This is a genomic window from Janibacter corallicola NBRC 107790, assembly GCF_001570965.1.
GTDB classification, from domain to species: Bacteria; Actinomycetota; Actinomycetes; order Actinomycetales; family Dermatophilaceae; genus Janibacter; species Janibacter corallicola.
This window is the reverse complement of the sequence record NZ_BCSR01000004.1, coordinates 24,740-45,151: the sequence shown is the minus strand read 5'-3', so window position 1 is coordinate 45,151 and position 20,412 is coordinate 24,740. Positions and strand designations below refer to the sequence as shown.

Sequence of the window (20,412 nt, the reverse complement as noted above, 5' to 3'; positions counted from 1 at the left end):
ACATACGATCGATACATGTCGATGACGATCCAGCAGCGCGAGTTGCCCGGGACGGTGCCCGGGGTGCGTGAGGCGCTGCGCTCGTTGCTGGAGTCGACGGGCGGCCGGGACCAGCTCTGGCAGCTGGCCGACGACGACGTCACCGAGGCGCTCTCGGACGTCGCGAGGGTGCGCCAGCTGCTCGACGTCGCCGAGGTGGCCCTGGTCCGTGAAGGCCTGGGGCGGGGCCTTCCGGCGGAGACAGCGTGGACCGAGCGCGACTGGGTGACGCGAGCGGAGGGGCAGCGGTGCCCCGATCCGAGTGGGCGGCACACCTCCCAGATCGTGCGGATGGCCAGGACCGGCACGCCGATGGCGGGCCGGTCGGCGCACGTCGCGAGCGAGGCCGTGGCGGGCCTGGTGGCGGCCTTCGAGTCCGGTGAGCTGCCGCTGGGCAAGGCGGACCAGCTGGCCCGCTTCCACGACCAGGTCGCGCCCGTCGCGGTCGAGGAGGAGCTGGCCGAGGCGCTGGAGAAGCTGACCGACGGCGCGAGCGACGAGGTGCGCCGGACCGGCCCGGAGGGGCTGAGCCGGGAGCGGATCGGCGGCCTGACCGAGCGTCAGCTGGCCTCGGCGATCTCCCGGACGGGACGCCTGCTGCGGCCGGAGAAGGAGCAGGAGGACGAGGATCGTCGGGCCAAGGCCGCCCGGTCGCTCACCAGGTCCGAGGGGCCGGCGGGGATGACCCGCTACCGGGTGCTGCTGGACGAGGAAGGGGCCTCGGTCCTGGACGCGGCCCTGGCGGCACTCTCGGGACCGGTCACCGGGCCGAGCGGGGAGCCCGACCCGCGTCCGGCGACGCAGCGTCGTGCGGATGCCCTCGTCGAGATCATCCGACGCGCGGTCTCCTCCCCGGGGGAGACCTCGACGAACGAGAAGGCGCAGGTCATCGTCACGATGGACCTCGATGACCTGCGGGAGCAGACGAATGCGGCCGGACTGACCTGCACCGGCCAGGTGCTGGCCCCGTCGGTGGTCCGGCGGATGGCCTGCGACGCGGGCATCATCCCGGCCATCCTCGGGTCGAACGGCGAGGTGCTGGAGATGGGGAGGAAGGTGCGCTTCTTCACGCCCGGACAGCGCCGCGCCATCTGGTTGCGGGACCAGGGGTGCACCTTCCCCGACTGCACGATGCCTCCGCAGTGGACCGATGTGCACCACGTCGACTGGTGGTGCCACGACGGAGCCACCGACGTCTCGAACGGTGCGCTGTTGTGCGGGCGGCACCACACCAGGGTCCACCAGCTCGGGGTGAGCGCGACGATCACCGGCACCGGGGTGACCTGGCACCTCTAGCGTCCCCGCCCCGGACCCGACCGTGAGCGGTCGGGCCGCCGGTCTGCCCGGACGGCCGACGGGCCCGGGAGCGGGGTGCCGTCGCACACGCAGCTCACGTCGGGATGCCGGGCGGGGCACGGGTGGGGGTCCGAGCGGGCAGGATGGGGTCATGGACGACATCGACGCCTTCTGGGAGCGCGCCCAGCAGCACGCGAACCTCGCCGGGGTGACCTCGTACATGGGGGTCAACCCGCTGGCGGTGCTCCGGCCGCCGGCGTGGAGCTTCGGGGCGACGACGGAGCACGCCGACGAGTTGCTCGACCTCGTCCTCGCCGGGACCAAGACCGCGACGTCGTCGGCGCTGTGGGACTACGAGGCGGAGGAAGAGGACCTGCCCGAGGAGGGCACCCTCGGGATCGTGGTCGACGGTGCGGGGGCGCCCCGAGCGCTGCTGGTGACCACCCGGGTGCGGGTCGTCCCCTTCGACCAGGTCGATGTCGCCCACGCCGCCGCGGAGGGCGAGGGCGATGGGTCGCTGGAGTACTGGCGCGAGGTGCACGAGCGCTTCTTCACCGAGCACGCCAGCCACGAGAAGGGGTTCGCGCCGGACATGCCGGTCGTCCTCGAGGACTTCGAGGTGCTGCACGCCGAACCGGCGCAGGACTGAGTCAGAGCCGGTGACGCAGTCCCGTCGCCCGCTGGGTGCGGCGGGAGACGGCGGCGCGGACCGCGGCCTCGGACCCGACGAGGGTCACCGACTCCCGGGCGCGCGTGATCGCGGTGTAGAGCAGCTCCCGGGTCAGCAGACGCGAGTCCGGCTCCGGCAGCAGCACGGTGACCGCTCGGGCCTGGCTCCCCTGGCTCTTGTGGATCGTCATCGCGTAGGCGGTCTCCACCTCGGCCAGCGACGAGGCGGCGTGCTCCACCGGTGCGCCGGGCTCCCCGAAGACCGCGACCGGTCGGCCGTCCCAACGCTGGGTCATCACCCCGGTGTCGCCGTTGAACAGGCCCAGACCCCGATCGTTGGCGGTGACGAGCAGCGGCCGCCCCGAGAGGTGGCGGCCGTGGTGGCCGACCGACTCGCCGAGCCAGCGCTCGATCCGGTCGTTCCACGGGCGCACCCCCCACGGGCCGTCCCGGTGCGCGCAGAGCAGCCGGTGGCTCGCGAGCTCCTCCAGGGCGGGACCCCACTGCCGGGAGGCGGCGAGGTCGTGCAGCGTGCGGGCGTGCTCCAGCAGGGGCGCGCGCAGCGCCTCGTCGACCGCGAGCACGTCGTCGAGCGGCAGGTGCCGCACGGGTCCGGCCGCGTCGCCGCCCTCGAGGAGCTCCATCACGCGGTCCGCGTCACCGACCCGGACCGCCTCGGCCAGCTCCCCGATCTCCTCGCCGAAGCGGTGCGAGGTCCGTAGCCGCACCACCGGGCTGTCGGGGCCGTCGCCGTACCCGGCCACGAGATCGGCCAGCACGGCGCCGGCCTCGACCGAGGCCAGCTGGTCGGGGTCCCCGACGAGCAGCAACCGCGCGGTGGGGCGGAGTGCTTCGAGGAGTCGCGCGGTGAGGGTGAGCGAGAGCATCGAGGCCTCGTCGACGACGACGATGTCGTGCGGCAGCGGGTTGCTGCGATCGCGCCGGAAGCGGTTGCTGCGGTCCGGCCGCCAGCCGAGGAGGCGGTGGATGGTCACCGCCTCGATGTCGGTGCCGAGTCGGGCGCGGTCCTCCTCCGGCAGGTGGGCGAGCGAGGAGAGCACCGACTCCCGCAGCCGGGCCGCGGCCTTGCCGGTCGGTGCCGCAAGCGCGATCCGGGGCCGGCGCCCCGAGGGTTCGGCCTGCTCCAGCAGCAGGGTCAGCAGCCCTGCGACGGTCGAGGTCTTGCCGGTGCCCGGGCCACCCGCAAGGACGGTGCTCAGCCGCCCGGCGGCCGTCCGCACCGCCGCCCGCTGCTCATCCCAGGTCTCGCCCGCGAAGACCCGGTCCAGGCCCGCCGACAGCGTCGCGTCGTCGACGGGTGGTGGGTCCGTGGTCTCGCGGCGGGCCAGGTCCTCGGCGACCTGCCGCTCCTCCCGGTGGTAGCGGTCGAGGTAGATCAGCGAGTGCTCGACCCCGATCACCCCGTGCTCGTGGAGCGCGCCGGCCGAGACGCGCTCCAGCCAGGTGTCGTCGTCGGGCAGGTCCTCGACCACCGGCTCGATCACCTCGCGGGCGTGCTCCGGGGCCAGGCTCGTCGATCCCTCCCGCACGGCCCGCACCAGCACCGCGAGCGTCGCGGTCACGAGGTCGTCGGTCTCGCCCGTCAGTTGGGTCAGCCGCGAGGCGACGTGCACGTCGGCGGCCTCGATGAGACCGGCCGCGTTCAGCTCTCCCAGCACGCCTGTCGCCGACAGCGCGTACCGACGGTCACGGGTGTCGTCGGTCTCGAAGCCGCCGGCGGCGGTCATGTCGTCCACGTGGGTCACGTCGCTCACGCCGGGTCCCCCTTCGTCGTGCCTGCCGTGGCTGTCCTGGTGCCGTCGAGCAGGTCCGAGACGGCCTCGATCAGTGCGATCGGTGGTTGCCAGCTGAAGACTCCCGTCGGGTTTCCGTCCACCCACGGCGTCTCCGGGCCGGCCATGCCGCGCAGGTACAGGTAGAGGACGCCGCCGAAGTGCACCTGCGGGTCGTAGCCCGGCTGGCGCCATCGCAGGAAGCGGTGCAGCACGACCGCGTAGAGGATCGCCTGGAGCGGGTAGGAGGAGTGGTTCATCGCCGCCCGGAGCGCGGCCGGGTCGTAGTGGGCGGTGCTCAGCGGCAACTGGGGTTCGCCGAGCCAGTTCGTCTTGTAGTCCACGACGAGGTGGCTCGAGCCGATGCGCAGCACGATGTCCACCGAGCCGGTGAGGTACCCGCGCAGCGGCTGGCCGCCGAGGACGGGATCGGCCAGCACCTCGGCGAAGGGCAGGACCGGGTCGTCCTCGGGCAGGTGCCTGCGCATGAGGTCCGCCAGGTCACCGAGCACCGCCTCGTCCGGGCGCGGCCGCCCGGCGTCACCCCCGCCGAGGGGCAGCTCGAAGTCCATCTCGGCGAGCCGGTCCCGCAGGCCGACATCGCGCAGTGTGGTCTCGGGGGCCAGCGGTCCGAGGGGGGAGGTGAGTACCTCGACGAGCGCTCGGGTCAGCCCTTCGCGGTCCAGGTCGGGGACCGGCCAGCGGACGAGCTGCTCCTCGACGTGGGTGCGCAGCTCCGCGGTGAGGTCCGTCGCCTGCGGGTCGGCCTCCTCGAGGACGGCGTGCACGAGCGATCCGAAGCCGGCCCCGACGGGCAGCTCGGCCATCGGGGAGGGGAGGTGCTCGACGTCGCCGTGCTCCTCCACCGCCACGAAGGGGGTCGCCCCCTCGTCGTCCTCCCGGGCGGTGACCTCCGGTTCGCTGCCCACGAGCTGGTCCCCGACCGCGGTCGGTGCCTCCTCCATCGGGCGGGTGAGGGCGGTGTAGGAGGTCCGCCGCCAGGCGTCGTCGACCTCCCGGGTGAAGCGGCGCGCGGTCAGCCGGGCCGGTGGGGCCTCGGGCTCCCTCGGGACGGGGTGGGGCGCCGCCACGTGCTCCAGCCGGAGGCCCCCGCGACGCTCCCACTCCAGCAGGTGTTCCTCGACGGCCTGCTCGCCGGGGACGGGGTGGGAGACGGGCACGTCGGCCTGGTCGCCCCGCCGCCCGAGGAGCATGCGGTGCAGGGGTGAGCAGGGGGTGTTGCGGTCCGAGGGGAACCACCAGGTCACGACCTGGCTCTGCGCCCGGGTCATCGCGACGTAGAGACGACGCAGCGACTCGCCGTCCTCCTCGGCGAGGTGGCGTCGCACGCGGTCGCGGCGTCCCGGGTCGGAGGTGATGCCGATGTCGAGGAGGCGACTGCGGTCCTCACCATGGAAGTGCAGCACCCCCGGCTCGCTCCTGCGGTTGCGGTCGGCGACGAAGGGGAGCATGACGACGGGGTACTGCAGGCCCTTGCTCGAGTGGATCGTCGCCAGGTGCACGGCATCGGCGTCGCTGTCGAGGCGGCGTGCCCGCTCCTCCTTGCGCAGGGCCGCCATCCGCTCCCGCAGCCACGTGGTGAGGGAGGCGAGGCCGTCCCCTTCGGCCACGACCCGCTGGTGGAGTGTCTCGGCGACGTGGCGCAGGTCGGTGAGCATCCGCTCTCCGCCCTCCTGGTGCAGGACCCGGGCGTCCAGCCCGCCGGAGGAGGCCGCGGCGAGCACGGCGGCGACCCCGCGCCGCTCGAGCAGCGAGGCCCAGGTGCGCATGAGGCGCGACATCTCGTCCGTGACCTCGTCCCCTCCCCGGTCCAGCTCGGCCGCGTCGTACCCGACGAAGGGAGTCAGCGCCGCCGCCCGCACCCGTTCCGGTCGGTGGCTCAGCTCCATCGCCTCGAGCAGCGTCAGCCAGGTCTCCGCGGCCGGCGACTCGTAGATGCTGTCGCTGGAGACCATGATCGAGCGCAGCCCGACGTGCTCGAGCGCCGTGCGGATGTGGTCCAGCTGGTACCGGGTGTGCGCCAGGACCGCGATGTCGCCGGCGCGCAGCGGCCGCCTCGCGAAGGTGGTCCCACCGGACACCAGCCGGGTGATCTCGGCGGCGCAGTCCCGGGCGACGACCGGACGGATGTCGGCGATCGAGACGGTGTGCGCCCCGGGGTCGCTCACGAGGTCGCGGGGCACGAGTCGCAGCCGGACCGGGGCGTGCAGGCCGTCCGGAGGGGTGCGCCCGTCGGCGGCACCGAGTCGCGATCCCTGCTGCTGCGCGCTCACCGGGTGCACGACGATGTCGGGGTCGCCGAGCTCGGCGCCGCGCAGCAGCGTGGTGAGGGAGCGCACGAGCGGTTCGTCGGAGCGGTGGTTCACGCCCAGGGTGTGCCGCGTGGTGGCGGTCGTGGAGGCGGTCAGGTAGGTGTCGACGTCCCCGCCGCGGAAGCCGTAGATCGCCTGCTTCGGGTCGCCGATGAGCACGAGCGAGCTGTGTCCGGTGAAGGCCCGGTCGATCACCTGCCACTGCACCGGGTCGGTGTCCTGGAACTCGTCGACGAGCACGACGCGCCACCACTGGCGCATCCGCTGCCGCGCGGGTGAGTCCTCCTCGGTCAGCGCGTCGGCGAGGTGGGAGAGCAGGTCGTCGTAGCTGAGCAGGCCCAGACGCTGCTTGCGCCGCTCCATCTCGGTCCGTACCAGCTTCGCGAAGCCCAGTCGCCGGGCGTCCTCGGAGCCACCCTCGAGGTGCTCCGGGTCGAGCCGGGCGTGCGGGTTCTCGGTGACCGCGCGCGCGATGGTGCCCGCCTCCTCGCGGGTGAAGGCGGGGGTGCCGCCGCCACCGAAGCCGCGGATGTAGAGGTCGTCGACGACCTCCTCGCGCAGGTCGGAGAGGTCCTCCACGAGGCGGGCTCGCGGGTGGGAGTCGCCGGCGACGCCGAGGCTGCGCAGCACGAGCTGGCAGAACTGGTGGGTCGTGGCGATCGTCGCGGCGTCGAAGTGGGTCAACGCGGTGTGCAGGCGCCGGGCGCGGTCGGCGACCTCGGCGGGGCCCCCTTGGCGCAGCAGCGCCACGACCGGGTCGGAGGTCGGCGTGCCCGGTTCGGCGAGGCCGCGGTGGACCATCTGGAGGTGCTCGCGGACGCGTTCGCGCATCTCCCGGCTGGCCGCACGCCCGAAGGTGATGACGAGCATCTCCTCCAGCGGCGTCCCCTCGGCCACGTGGCGGGCCACGAGCGCACCAATGGTCCACGTCTTGCCGGTCCCGGCGCTGGCCTCGAGCAGCACCGTCTCGCCGGGAGCCGGCAGCTGCGCGGCGACGTCGAAGGGAGTCAGCTCGTTCATGCCGTGGCCGTCACGTTGTCCAGGGCCGGGCCCCACACCCGCGACGCGAGGGTGGGCAGGTCCGTGCCGGGGCCGGCGACCTCGGTCAGCAGCAGCTCGAAGGGGGCGTCCGCTCCGTGGATCCGGCGCCACCACCCGTCGTCGCGCTCGCCGGGGAAGGTCGCGCCGGTCCTGGACCGGCGCGGCTCCCAGTCCTCGCGGGCCTTCCTCGCGGCGATGCGGGTGCGCGTGGGGTTGCGGTGGACCGTCTCGGCCCACGCGAGGGAGGTCTTGACCGGCAGGGGGAGCGGGGCACTCAACCCGACGGCGTGGACGTCGATGAGCTCACTCAGGTGGGAGCGTGCGGCAGCGAGCGGCACCGGCCCCCTGGTGGTGCGGGCGACCGGCCGCCCGCGCCCGCGTCCCTTGCCGAGGGTCGAGGCGAACCACTCGGCCTCCTCGGTCGCGGAGAGCGCGAGCAGACGCAGCCACGAGGCGATGTGCTGCTTGGCGGCCAGTCGGCTGAAGGTCACGTCGACGACGTGCGGGCCCCGCACGCCGTCCACCGTCCCGGTCAGGCGGCGTCCGCCGGGGAGCGGCACGTCGATGTCGACCGAGCCGGGCGGCCCTCCGGGCCCCTCCGCGACGTGCCTGACGAGGTCCTCGACCTGTTCGGCGATCGGGGTGAGCGCGCGGTTCCCCAGGCTCCCGGGCGGGATGTCGCCGCGCAGCAGCTCGGCGGTGTAGACGTCGTCGGCGGGGCGGCCGGCGAGGCGGGCCGCCAGGGCGCGGTCGCCGACGGACCACTTCTCCAGCCCGTCCAGGTCGATGGGCAGCCGGTCGCTCACCTCGTCCGCCTCGCGGGAGACACCGACCTGCAGCCGGTCGCGCAGGAAGCCGCGCCCCGGGTGCTGGAAGTAGCCGACGAGGTCCGCCAGGGAGACGTCCTCGACCACGGGTGCGGGCAGCGGCGTGCGGATCAGCCGGGAGTCGGTGGGCTCCGGGTCCGTGCCGGAGCGGGCGCCCTCGAGTGCGGCCAGGTCGAAGCTGAAGGGCCGCTCGGGGGCGAAGTTGCGCGGGTCGAAGGGCTGCAGCGGGTGGTGGACCACCTCGACGGGCGCCGTCGTCGTCCCCCGGGCGGCGTCGAGGAGCTCGCTGAGCGGGACGGCCGGCGGGCGCCGCTCCCCGCTGTGCTCGTCGGCTCCGGTGTAGCAGACGATGAGCCGCTCCCCGGCGGCCAGCACGGCGTCGAGCAGGAGTTGGCGGTCCTCGCTGCGCGCGTCGCGCTCACCGGTCACCGGCCGGCGGGCGAGCACGTCGTCGCCGTCGACGGTCTGCTGCCGGGGGAAGGTGTCGTCGTCCATGCCCAGCAGGCACACGACGCGGTGGGGGACCGAGCGCATCGGGGTCATCGTGCAGACCGTGAGGCCGCCGGTGCGGAAGCTGGCACGGCTCGGCCGGCCCGCGAGCTGGTCCTCCAGCAGGGCGCGCACGTCGGCGAGCCCCACCGGTACGTCCTCGGTGGCGTGCCGGGCGGCGCGGGAGAGGGTGCGCTGGAGGTCCCCGACCTGCCACTGCTCGCTCGGCGGCACGTGGGTCAGCGCGAGGACCGCCTCGGTGAGGACGCCCATCCACTCGCCGGCGGTGCGGGCGGTCTGCATGGCGTCCAGGGCGGTGCCGGTCCGGTCGATCAGCTCGCCGAGCCGCCCGACGAGGTCCACCGACCCGCTGCCGACGTCGTCGACCGGCATCACGGCCGCCACGTGCAGCGGCCCGTCCTCGGACATCGTCACGCCGAGCAGCAGCCGGTCCAGCCCGAAGCGCCACGTCCCCTGGTCCTCCCGCTCCATGGCGAAGGGGGCCCGGTGCTCGGCATCGAGGCCCCACCGGATGCCGGCATCGGTGACCCAGCGGGTGATCGTGGCCAGGTCGTCCTCGCCCAGCCCGAAGCGGCGGCGCACCGGCGGCGCCGCGGCCAGGTCGAGGACCTCGCTGGCGGTGAGTCGTCCGCCGGCGAGACCGATGAGGCGCGCGGCGACGTCGAGCAGCGGGTTGGTGGAGCGAAGGGAGCGGTCCGCGAGGCGGACCCGCAGCCGGTGCGCCGGGTGGGTGTCGACCCCTTCGGCGTCGGTGCCGTGCTCGCCCAGGCCGAAGGCCGCCCCGATGAGCGGGGCGTAGGTCTCCACGTCGGGGCACATGACGAGCACGTCGCGCGGCTCGAGGTCCGGGTCGTCCTCGAGGAGGCCGACGAGGACCTCCCGCAGCACCTCGACCTGGCGGGTGGGGCCGTGGCAGGCATGGACCTGGACCGACCCGTCGCCCGCGGCGACCTCGCGCTGCGGCTCGCCGGAGGGGTCGCGGTTGGCGGCGATGTCCGCCTGCAGCCACCCGAGGACCGTCGTCGGCTCAGCCTCCGGTCCCTCGGGCCCTGCGTTCCGCATGGGCGGTGTGGGGCCGTCCTCGGCCGGGCCTCGGCGGGGACTCGCGAAGCTCCCGAGCACCCGCACCAGCTCCCGCGAGTCCCGACCGAGGGAGGCGAGCAGCGGGTGCCGGACGAGGTGGCTCGAGTCGTCCCGGTCCCGGGGGAGGACATGGTCCGCCTGTGCGGCCTGCAGCTCCTGCCACAGCGCCTCCGACGGCTGCGGCAGCCACAGGTGCACCTCGCGCGAGGTGGCGAGCGCGTCGAGGAGCTCGACCTCGGTCACGCCGAGCCGGGTGTGCCCGAAGAGGGAGAGCCGGTCCGGCAGCGGCAGGTCACCCCCTTCGCCCGCGCGCAACCGGGCCACGGTCTGCTCGTGGCGCACGTCGGGGGGCGGGGCGTCGACGGCCGCGACGAGCCGGCGCCACAGCTCCGGCTGCCAGGTCAGGTCCGCGTCGAGCGGGGTGCCGTCCAGCCCGTCGGTGTCCCGGCCCTCGCGCCAGTCGCGCAGCACCCGGGGCCGGCTCGTCGCGTACCGGTGGAAGAGCCCGGCCAGCCGCAGTGCGACCGAGTACCGCCGCCCGGCCCGCACCTGCGCCAGCTCGGCATCCGGTTCACCGTCGGCACCGAGGTGCCGGGTCAGGTCGGTGCACCACGGCTCGCCGAGCGAGGCGTCGATGACCTCGAGCAGGGGCCAGACGAGGTGCTGGGGCAGCCACGGGTCGTCCTCGTCGCGTCCGGTGAGCATCGTCACGAGCGAGTGGGGCCGGAGGAACTCCACTCCCGCGCACACCCCGTCCCCGCGTCCACCGCTGGCGCCGAGCCGGTGCGAGAGCCGCTGCGCCAGCCACCGCTCGATGCCCTGCTCGGGCACGACGACGACCTCCCGGGCGAAGGGGTCCGGCAGCGGGCTCGCCAGCAGCGCGCCGAGCTCGTCGGCGAGGACGTCGGTCCGCTGCGCGCGGTGGAGGTGTAGTGCCACGATCAGACCGTATCCGCGCGCGCCGACAACCGTGGCCGGTGCTCCACAGGGTCACCGCGGACCAGCGGACGGCCATCATCCGGGTGTGGCGTCCGCGAGCACCTCGGAGTAGACCGACGCGTCGACGTTGCCGCCGCTCGCGAGGACGACCACGGTCTTCCCGGCGAACCGGTCCCGGCGTGCCAGCACGGCGGCCAGCGCCGCGGAGCCGCCCGGCTCGAGCACGAGCTTGAGCGTGCGGAAGGCCTCGCGCATCGCCAGCCGCGCCTGGTCGTCGCTCAACTCGAGTGCGGTCACCGGGTGCCGGGAGAGCGCGGCGAGGGTGGACTCGCCGACCGTCGGCGAGCCGATCGCGTCGAGGAAGGCCGGGACGGCGGGTACCTGCTGCACCCGGCCGGTGGCCAGCGAGCGGGCCATCTTCGGGTAGCCCTCCCGCTCCACGACGAAGGGGGCGGCGTCCACCTCCGAACGCACCGCCTCGAGGACTCCCGAGGCGAGCCCACCGCCGCTGCAGGGGAGGACGATCGCGTCCGGGGCGTGGCCCCCTTCGCGCAGCTGGTCGAGGATCTCGAGACCGGCGGTGCCCTGCCCGGCCATCGTGCGCACGTCGTCGTAGGGGTGCACGAGCGTCAGGCCGCGCTCGGCGACGAGGTCACGACCGACGACCTCGCGGTCCTGCGCGGCGGGGTCGTAGAAGACGACCTCACCGCCCCACCACCGAACGCCGTCGACCTTGATCCGTGGGGCGTCCTGCGGCATGACGATCGTCGCCCGTGAGCCCGTCATCCGTGCCGACGCCGCCACCGCCTGACCGTGGTTGCCGGTCGAGAAGGCGAGGACGCCCGCGTCCCGCTCCGCGTCGGTGAGCGAGAGGAGGACGTTGAGCGCGCCTCGGATCTTGAAGGAGCCGGTCAGCTGCAGCGCCTCGGCCTTGACGAGCACCGTTGCCCCCGTGGCCTCGTCGAGCATCGGGGAGGACAGCAGCGGGGTCCGCCGGACTCGTCCGTGGATTCGCTCGGCCGCTGCCCGGATCGTCTCTGTGCCGAAGTCCATGAGTCCATCATCGTGGATGGGCGCTGCGGACCCGGGAGGCCTTGCCTCAGGTGGAGTCCGGGCGTGGCTTCGCGCCGCGCTCCTCCAGCATCCGGGTCATCGTGCCCACCTCCGCGCGCTGGCTGGTGATGATCGCATCGGCGAGGTCCTCCACGGGCCCGACACCGCAGTCCAGCACCGCCCTGGCCATCGGCACCCCGCCCAGGTGGTGGTCGATCATCAGCTGCAGGTAGAGGATCTCGGCCTCCTCGCCGCGCAGGCCGCGCAGCTTCTCCAGCTCCTCCTCCGAGGCCATCCCCTTCATCCGGCCGTCCTTCTCGACCATCTCCCCGCGGTCGTGCTGGTGCCCGGTCAGCCGCATCCACTCCATCTGCTCACCGGGACCGGTCGGCGGTAGCCCCCACACCTGCAGCCACCCGGCCATCTGACCGGACTGGCTCTCCTGGGTGCGGGCGATGTCGTAGGCGAGGGAGCGAACGGCCGGGTCCTTCGTCCGGCTGCGCACGATCCACGACATCTCCACCGCCTGGTCGTGATGGGTCTGCATGTCCCGGGCGAAGCCCGCCGCCACGCTGTTGTCCGCGGGCGTCTGCGCCTGCTCGCCGGAGCGGCCCAGGAGGATCCCGCCGACGAGCCCGATGGCCAGGGCGACCAGGAGGGCCAGCAGCGGCTTCAGGACGCGGGTGCTCACCCGACCAGGCTCTCCGACGGGTCCACACCTCCGGTGCAGGCAGCGCCCGGCTCGGGGGTCTGCGGGCCCTGGCGGTACTCCCGGATGAAGCCCTCGATCCGCGGGTCGTCGGCCGAGTCGACGCTCAGCTGGTGGTTCCACGCCGAGAGGACGATCTTGCCCGGCATGTCTCCCTCGTACGGGGAGAGCAGACCGTAGGTACCGGGAGTGAGGTCCTCCAGCGTGCTCACCTCGCCGTCTGGCAGGTCGGGGTCGTAGGTGATCCACACGGTGCCGTGCTCCAGGGAGTGCACGGCGTGCTCGTTCGGGACCGGCTCGTCGTAGACGCCGCAGTTCAACCACGCGGGGTTGTGCTCGCCGCCGACGGGCGGGGACTCCTCGTAGTCGACCTGGCCCTCCACGTGCTGCTGCCCGTCGTAGTCGAACTCCTGCACGGCGGAGAGGTCACCGCCCGCCTCGCGCTCGTCCTTCTCGCCGACGATCGCCCAGGCGACGGCCCCGACGATGACGGCGATGACGAGGCCCGTGGCCACCGTCAGCAGCAGGGCACGGCGGCGTTCGGTGGCGCGCTGCTGCTCGCGGGCCTCGGACAGTCGGGCCTCGCGGGCGGTGAGCTTCTTCGCGGACTTCTTGCTCATGGGTCCCTCAGGGGTCAGGGGGTGGGCAAAATTCGTGACCATGCTCGCACCCACGTCTGGGAGTTCCCTGCCAGCCCGGGCCGGTAGCCTCCCGGCATGCGAAGCGACACGACCACCATCGCCTCCCCGCAGGACTCGGTCCCGCTGTTCGTCCGGACCTGGCTGCCCGACGGCGAGCCCAAGGCGGTCGTGCAGGCGGCCCACGGCATGGCCGAGCACTCCAGCCGGTACGAGCGTTTTGCGCGCGCGCTCACCGGTGCCGGGTATGCGGTGTGGATGCACGACCACCGTGGTCACGGCCAGACCTCCTCCCTAACGGAAGAGGCGGGTTACCTCGCCGACGAGCAGGGGTGGGACACCGCCGTGGAGGACATGTACGCGATCACCGAGGCCATCAAGCAGGCCCACCCCGGGCTGCCGATCCTCTTCTTCGGTCACTCGATGGGCTCGCTGCTCGGGCGTGACTTCGTCACCCGCCACGGCGAGGAGCTCGCCGGTGCGGTCTTCTGCGGGACCAGCGGCGATCAGGGACTGCTCGGTCGCGTCGGCGAGCTGGTCGCGAAGGCCGAGTCCCGACTTCGGGGGCGTCGCACCCGCTCACCGCTGATGGACACGCTCGTCTTCGGTGGCTACAACCGGCAGTTCAAGCCCACCGACACCGACTTCGACTGGCTGAGCCGCGACCCCGACGAGGTCGCCCTGTACGTGGCGGACCCACGCTGCGGGGAGGTCTTCACGGCCGGCTTCTACGCCGACCTGCTCGGCGGCGTCAACGGCCTGTCCCGGCTCGCGGGCCGGACTCCGGCCGACCTGCCGATCCTGCTCACCTCCGGCGAGGCGGACCCGGTCGGAGCCCACGGCAAGGGGGTGCGGCAGGTGGGCGATCAGCTCTCCGCCGCGGGCGTGCACGACGTCTCGGTGACCCTGTACCCGGGCGCGCGGCACGAGATCCTCAACGAGGTGGGTCGTGACGAGATCGTCTCGGACATCATCGGGTGGCTGGACCAGCACCTGCCGGCGTGACGAAGACCTCGACCGGGCCCGGACCGGGCCATCCGAGCCCGACCCGATACCGCTGGGGCGGAGTGCTCCTCGTGCTCGCTGCGCTCTACTTCGTGGGTGAGGCGCTCGCCGCCGCCGGCTGGCAGGGCCGCCCCTACGCCTGGACCTCGGACGCCATCAGCCTCTTCGGTGTCCCGGAGGTCCAGGACTGGACCCCGCAGCCGGCCTTCTCGAGCCGGCACCTGCTGATGAACCTGACCTTTATCGGCACCGGGCTGCGCCTCGCGGTCGCGGCGGTGCTGCTGGCCCCCTTCGCCCCGCGGCGGGGCCGGCGCACGGTGGTCACCCTCGCGCTGGTCAACGGTCTCGGTCTCGTGGTCGTCGGGTGCTTCCCCACCGGCATGGTCCCGCTCCGCGGCGCCCTGCACGGGCTGGGTGCCGTCGCCGTCTTCTACGGCGGGACCCTGCTGCTGATCGCCGCGTCGATCAACCTGTGGCGGGCCCGCCGGGGCCTGGCGCTGCTCGCCGGCGGTCTCGCCGCGCTCGCCGTCATCGGGCTCGTCGGCATGCTCGTGGTCCCACCGCTCTTCGGCATCACCGAGCGGATGAGCGTCTACGCGCCACTCGTGTGGCAGGCGGTCGCCGGCGTGGTCCTGCTCGGTGCCGGTCAGCGCGCGAGACCGATGGCCACGAGCAGGTAGAAGGCGAGCGTCGAGACGAGGAAGACCCGCTCGGGCACCCCGAAGAGGTGGCGGACCTTGGGCAGCAGGGCCACGACGAGGGCGATGAGCGAGACGAGGACGACCGTGCGCAGCGGCTCCAGGATCGGGGCGAAGGGAGCCAGGCCCGGATCCGTCGCCGCCAGCCGCACGAAGTTGCCGGTGAGGCCGTAGAGGATCGCGAACTGGACGATCGCCGCCGCGTAGTGCAGCACGCCGGTGAGCGTCCGCGGCGAGCCCTCCGCGTCGGTGGGCAGTGCAGCAGCGGCGAGCACCGAGGCGGTCAGCACGAGGAGCTGGGTGGTGACGGAGGATCGGTCCGACCAGCCCGGGAGCCCGGTGCCCACCGCCACGGCGAGGCAGACCCAGACCAGGGCGCCCACGACCCCCATCGTGGCGAACCAGCGTCGTCCGTCGCTCAGGGCGTAGTCGCTGACCGCCTGCCGGACGGGGTGGATCCGGGGCTGGGAGAGGTGCAGGTGGATGAGGATTCCGAGGCGCACCACCAGCAGCAGGGCGGCCAGCAGTGCCAGGAGGTGGGGCATGAGGTGTTCTCCGTTCATCGGGAGTCGGCCTTGAGGGCCGTGGTGATCGTGTGGACGGTCTCGGCCAGAGTCCTCGGATCGATGTCCAGGCTCGCGACGAAGGCGTCGAAGGAGTCGCCGAGGGCCTCGCCGCTGCGGCGCAGCAGGTCCTCGCCGGTGTCGCTCAGCTGCAGCCGACGACGGTTGCCCGACCCCGTGGGGGCCACGTCGAGCACCAGATGGTCGGCCATGAGGGCGCGTACGAGCCCGCTACCGGCCGCCTCGGTGATGCCGATGGCCCCGGAGAGGTCGCGCCCGGTCAGGCCGGGGTGCTCCCCGATGATCGTCAGCGCGAGGAACCGCCGGAAGGTGAGGCCCAGCGGTGCCAGACGTCGCTCGGCGCTCCGGTTGAGCGTCAGTACGAGGTCGTTCAACTCGTGGGCGAGGTCTCTCACCGGACTAACTTAAAGGCTTAAGTTGGTCGCCGCAAGAGTCCTCGTCACGGGAATGCGTGGCACCTCAGGCGGGGGCTTGCGGGTCGGTCGCCGGGAGCGACCCGGCGGCGACCCCCTTCGTCGCGGCGGTTGCCCTGACCGCGTCGATGACGAGGTCGAGCGAAGGGCGAACCGGCCTGCGGCGGTGCGTGATCGAGACCGTGCGCATCACCGGCTCCCGAAGGGGGAGGATGTCCACTCCCGGTGGGAGGTGCTCCAGGGCCAGGTCGGAGACGAGGGTGACGCCGAGGCCGCCTGCGGCCATCGCCAGGGCCGTCGGCTGCTCCTCGACGGTGTGCGCGATCCGTGGTTCGTAGCCCGCTTGGTGGCACGCGGTGCGCACCGCCCGTCCGAACTGGGAGCGGCGGCCGGCGAGGATCCACGGGTGCTCGGCCAGGTCGATGAGCGAGACCGTCCCCGGGGGGATCATCATCTCCGTCGGCACGGCGGCGTGCAGCCGCTCGACGGCCACCACCGCGCGCACGAGCGTCGGGTCGTGGTCCAGCGGCTGGCCCGAGTAGTCGATGACGAAGGACATGTCGAGCCGGCCGTCACGCACCGCCTCGGCCGTCTCCTCCGGGGCCAGCTCGACCGTGCTCACGGTGACGCCCGGGTGGCTGTGCAGCAGGGCAGCCAGGGCCGGTGGGACGAGACCGGAGGCCACGGAGGCCCACACCCCGAGCGTGAGCCTCGCCGTGAGCCCCTCCTCCGCCTCGTCGAGCGCCGCGGTGGCCCGGTCCACCGCCTGCAGGATCTCGTCGGCGTGCTCGGAGAGCAGCAGGCCCAGCTCGGTCAGCTGGAGCCGGCGCCCGTGCCGCTCGACGAGCTTGACGCCCACCTCCCGCTCGAGCTGCGCGAGCTGTTGGGAGACGCCGGAGGTGCTGTAGTGCAGCGTCTCCGCGACGGCCGTCACCGTGCCGCGGCGACGCAGCTCGCGCAGCATGTGGAGACGGCGCAGGGACAGCTCCATGAGCCCAGAGTGGCACGGCGTGGCACGGAATGCCCGGAGCCTCGTCGGCGACCCGGGTCGAGGTCGACCCGCCGGTGGAACGTCGGCGCGGCCACGTCCATCCGAGGCGCCCTCGCGATCGTGAAGTGAACCTTCGCAGGAACGTGCACGAACTGTTGCTGGACGGGGGCTCGGGCCCGGCCGCACGCTGGCCGTACGGGGCAACGAGGCCCTCGATCTCGCTACGGAGGTGGTCGACATGACGCTGATGGACAACAGGGGTGAACTGGACAAGCAGGCCCGACAGGCGGTGACAGCCGTCCCGGTCGACCTGACCGAGGCCCCTCCGGCGCACGAGGTCACCTGGCGCGACCCGGTGACGGGCGCCGACGGATTCCTCGTCGTGCAGACGCTCGTCGGGGGCCTCGCCACGGGAGGTACCCGCATGCGCAAGGGGTGCACGGTCGAGGAGGTCACCGACCTCGCCCGCGGCATGGCCACGAAGACCGCGACCTTCGGCCTCCCGGTCGGCGGCGCCAAGGGCGGTATCGACTTCGACCCGAAGGACCCACGGGCCATGGGCGTGCTGACCCGCTTCTGCGAGGCCATGCGCCCCTGGCTGGACCGGCACTGGATCACCGCGGAGGACCTGGGCGTCTCCCAGGAGCAGATCGACGAGGCCTTCGCCGAGCTCGGGCTCTCGCAGTCCTACCACGCGGCGATCGGTCGCTCCGCCGACCCGGAGCGCGCACTGGCCCGGGTCCGGGCCGGGCTGCACGTCCAGACCGAGGACGAGCTGCCGCTGCCCCTCGGTGACGTCATCGGCGGCTACGGCGTCGCGCAGGCCTGCCTGGGCACGGCGGTGGCGCTGGGCTGGCCCCCGTCGACCACGACCGTCGCGGTCCAGGGGGTCGGGACCATGGGCGGCGGAGCAGCCTGGTACCTGCACGAGGCGGGTGTGAAGATCGTGGCGATCGCCGACGCCGGCGGGACGCTGCGCGACCCGGACGGCCTGGACGTGCCCGCGCTCCTCGCGGCTCGTGACGAGTACGGCGAGATCGACCGCTCGCAGGTCCCCGGGAGCGTCGAGCAGCTGCCCCGCGATGCGATCCTCGCCAGCGAGGTCGACATCCTCGTGCCCGCCGCCGTCTCGTACGCGATCAACGAGGACAACGTCGCCGACGTCGCCGCCCGGGTGGTCGTCGAGGCCGCGAACACGGCGACGACCGCGCCGGCGGAGGACGAGCTGACCGCTCGCGGCGTGCCGGTCGTCCCGGACTTCGTCGCCAACGCGGGCGCCGCAGCCTGGGCCTGGTGGCTGCTGCAGGGCCAGGTCGGGACCGATCCCGAGGACTCCTTCCGCAGGCTGCGCAACGAGATGCAGTCCAAGGTCGCGGTGATCCTCGAGGCCTGGACGAGTGACCGGGTGCCGCCACGCACCACCGCTCGCGGGATCGCCCAGGCCAACCGTGAGGCGCTCGCGGGGGCGGAGATCATCGTCCCCTGAGTGCCCGCCCCACCTCGACCGAGGGCGTCGTCAGCCGGCTCGCTTCGCGGTGAGCCGGTCGACGGCGTCCTCGAGGTGTGCGCGCACGTGGTCCAGGACCTGCTCGCGCGGGGCGTCCCGAATGGCCCGGCGCAGGTCCTCGTGCTCGCGCACCTGGGTACGCAGGTCGGGGTAGGTCGTGCGCAGCTCACCCAGGCAGAGCCGGGTCTCGACGATGAGGGTGCTCATGGCGCGGATGAGACGAGGGCTCCCCGAGCACGCGACGAGCGCCTCGTGGAAGGCCTGGTCGGCATCCGAGACGCCGGGCCCGTCGCCGGCCCGGGCGGCTGCCTTCATCTCCCGGACCGGGGGCCCGAGCGCACTGTGCGCCTGCCGGCGGTGCCCGTCGAGGAGGACCTCCGCGGCGCCGCGCTCGATCGCCGCACGGGCACGGTAGATGTCGGCCATGTCCTCGGTCGTCAGCTCGGTGACGAAGACCCCGCGGTTGGCGATGGCCACGAGGATGCCCTCCGAGACCAGGCGTTGCATGGCCTCGCGAAGGGGGCCCCGCGAGACCTCGAAGCGATGGGCCAGGTCCGCCTCCCCGAGCTGTGTCCCGGGAGGCAACGTCCCGGCGATGACGGCGGCACGCAGCTCCGCGGCGATGTGCTCGACGGTCGATCGTCGTGGGGCGGGGGTGACCTCGAGGTCCGACATCATGCCCTCTCGCCGGTGGTGCGGTCCCCGGCGGTGCCACCGGTGGCGAAGAGTGCCCCGAGTGTCCGCACGGGCGGTGGCGCCCCCTCGGGCGGAGCGGTCGCTGCGGGGCCCCCTTCGCCCCCTCCGTGCCACCCGAGGGGCTGCAGCCCCTGCCAGATCGTCACCTGGTTGGCGGTGAGCACGGGCTTGCCGATCGCCGCCTCGGCCTCGGGGATGACCCCGAGGGTGTGCATCGCCGTGTCCGGGACGAGGACCGCCTCGGCGTCCTCCCGGTCCGCTGCGGTGATGAGGTCCACGACCCGGCCCGGGGGCAGGGTCCCGACCTCCGCCGCGGTGTCGATGCCGGCGCTGGACATCGCGAGCACCCGGGCGCCACCGGCGGCGAGGTAGTCGACGAAGAGCTGGGCGATGTCGTCGGGATAGCTCGCGGCGACCGACACCCTGGAGAGCCCGAGGGTCTGCAGCGCCCCGACGAAGGCCGGGCTCGTGCTGGAGGTCGGTACCCCGGTGACGTCGGCGAGGCGTTCGACCTGCACGCGGGCCCCGTCGACCCCGCGCACGAAGCTGCCCGAGGTGCAGGCCCACATCACCGCATCGGGCGCGTGCCCGGCGAGCTGGTGGGCCCCCTCGGCGAGGCGCTGCGGGCTGCCGAGGTCCAGCAGCTCGGGTACCGCGTGCAGGTCCGTGCCGTAGATGTGGACCACCGGCAGCGAGACCCCGAGCAGCCGCTCGGCGAGCGGGTAGTCGTCCTCGGCGGCATGGTCGGGGTAGATGATCCCGACCGTGGCCCGGTCGGTGCTCATGGGTGCTCCTTTCCTGGTGCGGTCTCGCCCTCGCGCTCGAGCAGCGGGGTCACCCAGCTGCCCGGGCCCATCATCGGCAGGCCCATCCGGTGCAGGCAGGACCACACGGTCAGCTGGTTGGCGGTGAGCACCGGCTTGCCGAGCTCGCGCTCCATCGGCGCGATGATGTCGTAGGTCGGCAAGTTGGTGCAGGAGACGAAGATGGCCTCCGCCGCGGGGTCGTCGGCGGCGAGGATCAGCTCGGCCACGGTGCGGTAGTTGACCCGCCAGATGCCGCCGCCGAGACCGAGGTACTGGGAGTGGAGGACCTCGACGCCGAGCTCCCCGAGGAAGGCCTCGAGGCGCCGGGTCAGCGTCTCGTCGTACGGCGTGATGACGGACATCCGGGACAGGCCGAGCGCGCGCACCGCCTCGACGAGGGCGCCCGAGGTGGTCACCGCGTCCGGGGCGCCCGCGTCGAGGATCGCCTGCACGAGCCGTCGTTCGTGCTCCACCCCGTGGATGAAGCTGCCCGAGGTGCACAGGTAGGCGACGATCTCCGGGTAGACGCCGAGTACGTCGCGGGTCGCGGTCTGCAGGTGCTTCGGGGCCGAGACGAGCTCCGCCTGCTCCAGGCTCACCGCCACCGGCTCGAAGGGGGTGCGCGCCAGGTGGAAGCTGACCTCCAGCGGCGCCCAGCGCCACAACTCCCGCTCGAGGGCGAGGTCGAAGGGCGCGATGATGCCGATGCCGCGCTGCGCGAGTGGGCCGTCGAGTTCGACGTCGGTCAGCTCCACGGTGGGACCTCACCTTCACAGAGGGAG

17 protein-coding genes are annotated in these 20,412 nt (G+C 73.3%); 5 read left to right on the top strand and 12 right to left on the bottom strand.

Annotated features, from left to right (window positions below; translation table 11 throughout):
* Positions 1-15 precede the first annotated feature (15 nt).
* Together JCO01S_RS02930 and JCO01S_RS02925 are read left to right on the top strand one after the other, a co-directional pair.
* Entirely contained in the window at positions 16-1,335 is a 1,320-nt protein-coding gene (locus JCO01S_RS02930) for an HNH endonuclease signature motif containing protein (RefSeq protein ID WP_068250450.1), read from the top strand.
* Positions 1,336-1,486: 151 nt separating this feature from the next.
* Complete coding sequence (locus tag JCO01S_RS02925; protein ID WP_068250447.1) at positions 1,487-1,984, top strand: ASCH domain-containing protein; 498 nt, start codon at positions 1,487-1,489, stop codon at positions 1,982-1,984.
* Between the two features lies 1 nt (position 1,985).
* Here JCO01S_RS02925 and recD read toward each other — a convergent pair whose 3' ends face one another.
* From recD to JCO01S_RS02895, 6 genes are all read right to left on the bottom strand, one after another.
* Entirely contained in the window at positions 1,986-3,779 is a 1,794-nt protein-coding gene (gene recD / locus JCO01S_RS02920) for an exodeoxyribonuclease V subunit alpha (protein ID WP_169796886.1), read from the bottom strand.
* Positions 3,776-7,150, bottom strand: a complete 3,375-nt coding sequence (locus JCO01S_RS02915; protein ID WP_068250444.1) for a UvrD-helicase domain-containing protein — start codon at positions 7,148-7,150, stop codon at positions 3,776-3,778. Before JCO01S_RS02915 ends, recD begins: the two co-directional genes overlap by 4 nt.
* Positions 7,147-10,530, bottom strand: coding sequence for an exodeoxyribonuclease V subunit gamma (gene recC / locus JCO01S_RS02910; protein ID WP_068250440.1), 3,384 nt, complete (start codon positions 10,528-10,530; stop codon positions 7,147-7,149). The genes JCO01S_RS02915 and recC overlap by 4 nt, the downstream gene beginning before the upstream one ends.
* A gap of 75 nt (positions 10,531-10,605) precedes the next feature.
* Positions 10,606-11,583 carry a threonine ammonia-lyase gene (locus tag JCO01S_RS02905; RefSeq protein ID WP_068250437.1) on the bottom strand — a complete coding sequence of 326 codons (978 nt, stop codon included), beginning with the start codon at positions 11,581-11,583 and terminating at the stop codon, positions 10,606-10,608.
* A 46-nt stretch (positions 11,584-11,629) separates the two neighbouring features.
* Positions 11,630-12,274, bottom strand: coding sequence for a DUF305 domain-containing protein (locus JCO01S_RS02900; protein ID WP_157074452.1), 645 nt, complete (start codon positions 12,272-12,274; stop codon positions 11,630-11,632).
* Complete coding sequence (locus JCO01S_RS02895) at positions 12,271-12,912, bottom strand: thioredoxin-like domain-containing protein (RefSeq protein ID WP_068250434.1); 642 nt, start codon at positions 12,910-12,912, stop codon at positions 12,271-12,273. Before JCO01S_RS02895 ends, JCO01S_RS02900 begins: the two co-directional genes overlap by 4 nt.
* 96 nt (positions 12,913-13,008) lie before the next feature.
* Here JCO01S_RS02895 and JCO01S_RS02890 point away from each other — a divergent pair, with 96 nt between their 5' ends.
* Complete coding sequence (locus JCO01S_RS02890; protein WP_068250431.1) at positions 13,009-13,935, top strand: alpha/beta hydrolase; 927 nt, start codon at positions 13,009-13,011, stop codon at positions 13,933-13,935.
* Positions 13,932-14,615 carry a DUF998 domain-containing protein gene (locus tag JCO01S_RS02885; RefSeq protein WP_068250427.1) on the top strand — a complete coding sequence of 228 codons (684 nt, stop codon included), beginning with the start codon at positions 13,932-13,934 and terminating at the stop codon, positions 14,613-14,615. Before JCO01S_RS02890 ends, JCO01S_RS02885 begins: the two co-directional genes overlap by 4 nt.
* On the opposite strand, the gene JCO01S_RS02880 is transcribed toward JCO01S_RS02885, so the two are convergent.
* The 3 genes from JCO01S_RS02880 to JCO01S_RS02870 all read right to left on the bottom strand — a co-directional run bounded on the left by JCO01S_RS02880 (position 14,582) and on the right by JCO01S_RS02870 (position 16,621).
* Positions 14,582-15,178 carry a DUF998 domain-containing protein gene (locus tag JCO01S_RS02880; RefSeq protein WP_068250423.1) on the bottom strand — a complete coding sequence of 199 codons (597 nt, stop codon included), beginning with the start codon at positions 15,176-15,178 and terminating at the stop codon, positions 14,582-14,584. The genes JCO01S_RS02885 and JCO01S_RS02880 overlap by 34 nt on opposite strands.
* 14 nt (positions 15,179-15,192) lie before the next feature.
* Positions 15,193-15,612 (bottom strand): MarR family winged helix-turn-helix transcriptional regulator, encoded by a 420-nt coding sequence (locus JCO01S_RS02875; RefSeq protein WP_068250421.1) that lies wholly within the window; start codon positions 15,610-15,612, stop codon positions 15,193-15,195.
* 64 nt (positions 15,613-15,676) lie between these two features.
* Positions 15,677-16,621: a LysR family transcriptional regulator gene (locus JCO01S_RS02870; RefSeq protein WP_068250417.1), complete on the bottom strand. Its 945-nt coding sequence runs from the start codon at positions 16,619-16,621 to the stop codon at positions 15,677-15,679.
* Between the two features lie 238 nt (positions 16,622-16,859).
* Between JCO01S_RS02870 and JCO01S_RS02865 the strand changes: the two genes are divergently transcribed.
* A complete protein-coding gene (locus JCO01S_RS02865) occupies positions 16,860-18,107 on the top strand; it encodes a Glu/Leu/Phe/Val dehydrogenase dimerization domain-containing protein (RefSeq protein ID WP_084342584.1) in 1,248 nt (415 codons plus the stop codon).
* Positions 18,108-18,137: 30 nt separating this feature from the next.
* Here the strand turns inward: JCO01S_RS02865 and JCO01S_RS02860 are convergent, their stop codons facing one another.
* Genes JCO01S_RS02860 through JCO01S_RS02850 form a run of 3 tightly spaced genes read right to left on the bottom strand, consistent with a single transcriptional unit; the run spans position 18,138 to position 20,385 of the window.
* Entirely contained in the window at positions 18,138-18,806 is a 669-nt protein-coding gene (locus tag JCO01S_RS02860) for a GntR family transcriptional regulator (protein WP_245634312.1), read from the bottom strand.
* Positions 18,803-19,609, bottom strand: a complete 807-nt coding sequence (locus JCO01S_RS02855; RefSeq protein WP_084342574.1) for a maleate cis-trans isomerase family protein — start codon at positions 19,607-19,609, stop codon at positions 18,803-18,805. Before JCO01S_RS02855 ends, JCO01S_RS02860 begins: the two co-directional genes overlap by 4 nt.
* On the bottom strand, positions 19,606-20,385 hold the full coding sequence (locus JCO01S_RS02850; RefSeq protein WP_068250411.1) for a maleate cis-trans isomerase family protein: 780 nt from the start codon (positions 20,383-20,385) through the stop codon (positions 19,606-19,608). The genes JCO01S_RS02855 and JCO01S_RS02850 overlap by 4 nt, the downstream gene beginning before the upstream one ends.
* Positions 20,386-20,412 lie beyond the last annotated feature (27 nt).

Excerpts from the sequence above, each read along its gene's own strand:
- JCO01S_RS02930 (WP_068250450.1), top strand. The coding sequence starts at position 16 with ATGTCGATGACGATCCAGCAGCGCGAGTTGCCCGGGACGGTGCCCGGG.
- JCO01S_RS02925 (WP_068250447.1), top strand. The coding sequence starts at position 1,487 with ATGGACGACATCGACGCCTTCTGGGAGCGCGCCCAGCAGCACGCGAAC.
- JCO01S_RS02915 (WP_068250444.1), bottom strand. The coding sequence starts at position 7,150 with ATGAACGAGCTGACTCCCTTCGACGTCGCCGCGCAGCTGCCGGCTCCC.
- JCO01S_RS02905 (WP_068250437.1), bottom strand. The coding sequence starts at position 11,583 with ATGGACTTCGGCACAGAGACGATCCGGGCAGCGGCCGAGCGAATCCAC.
- JCO01S_RS02895 (WP_068250434.1), bottom strand. The coding sequence starts at position 12,912 with ATGAGCAAGAAGTCCGCGAAGAAGCTCACCGCCCGCGAGGCCCGACTG.
- JCO01S_RS02890 (WP_068250431.1), top strand. The coding sequence starts at position 13,009 with ATGCGAAGCGACACGACCACCATCGCCTCCCCGCAGGACTCGGTCCCG.
- JCO01S_RS02880 (WP_068250423.1), bottom strand. The coding sequence starts at position 15,178 with ATGCCCCACCTCCTGGCACTGCTGGCCGCCCTGCTGCTGGTGGTGCGC.
- JCO01S_RS02870 (WP_068250417.1), bottom strand. The coding sequence starts at position 16,621 with ATGGAGCTGTCCCTGCGCCGTCTCCACATGCTGCGCGAGCTGCGTCGC.
- JCO01S_RS02865 (WP_084342584.1), top strand. The coding sequence starts at position 16,860 with ATGACGCTGATGGACAACAGGGGTGAACTGGACAAGCAGGCCCGACAG.
- JCO01S_RS02860 (WP_245634312.1), bottom strand. The coding sequence starts at position 18,806 with ATGATGTCGGACCTCGAGGTCACCCCCGCCCCACGACGATCGACCGTC.
- JCO01S_RS02855 (WP_084342574.1), bottom strand. The coding sequence starts at position 19,609 with ATGAGCACCGACCGGGCCACGGTCGGGATCATCTACCCCGACCATGCC.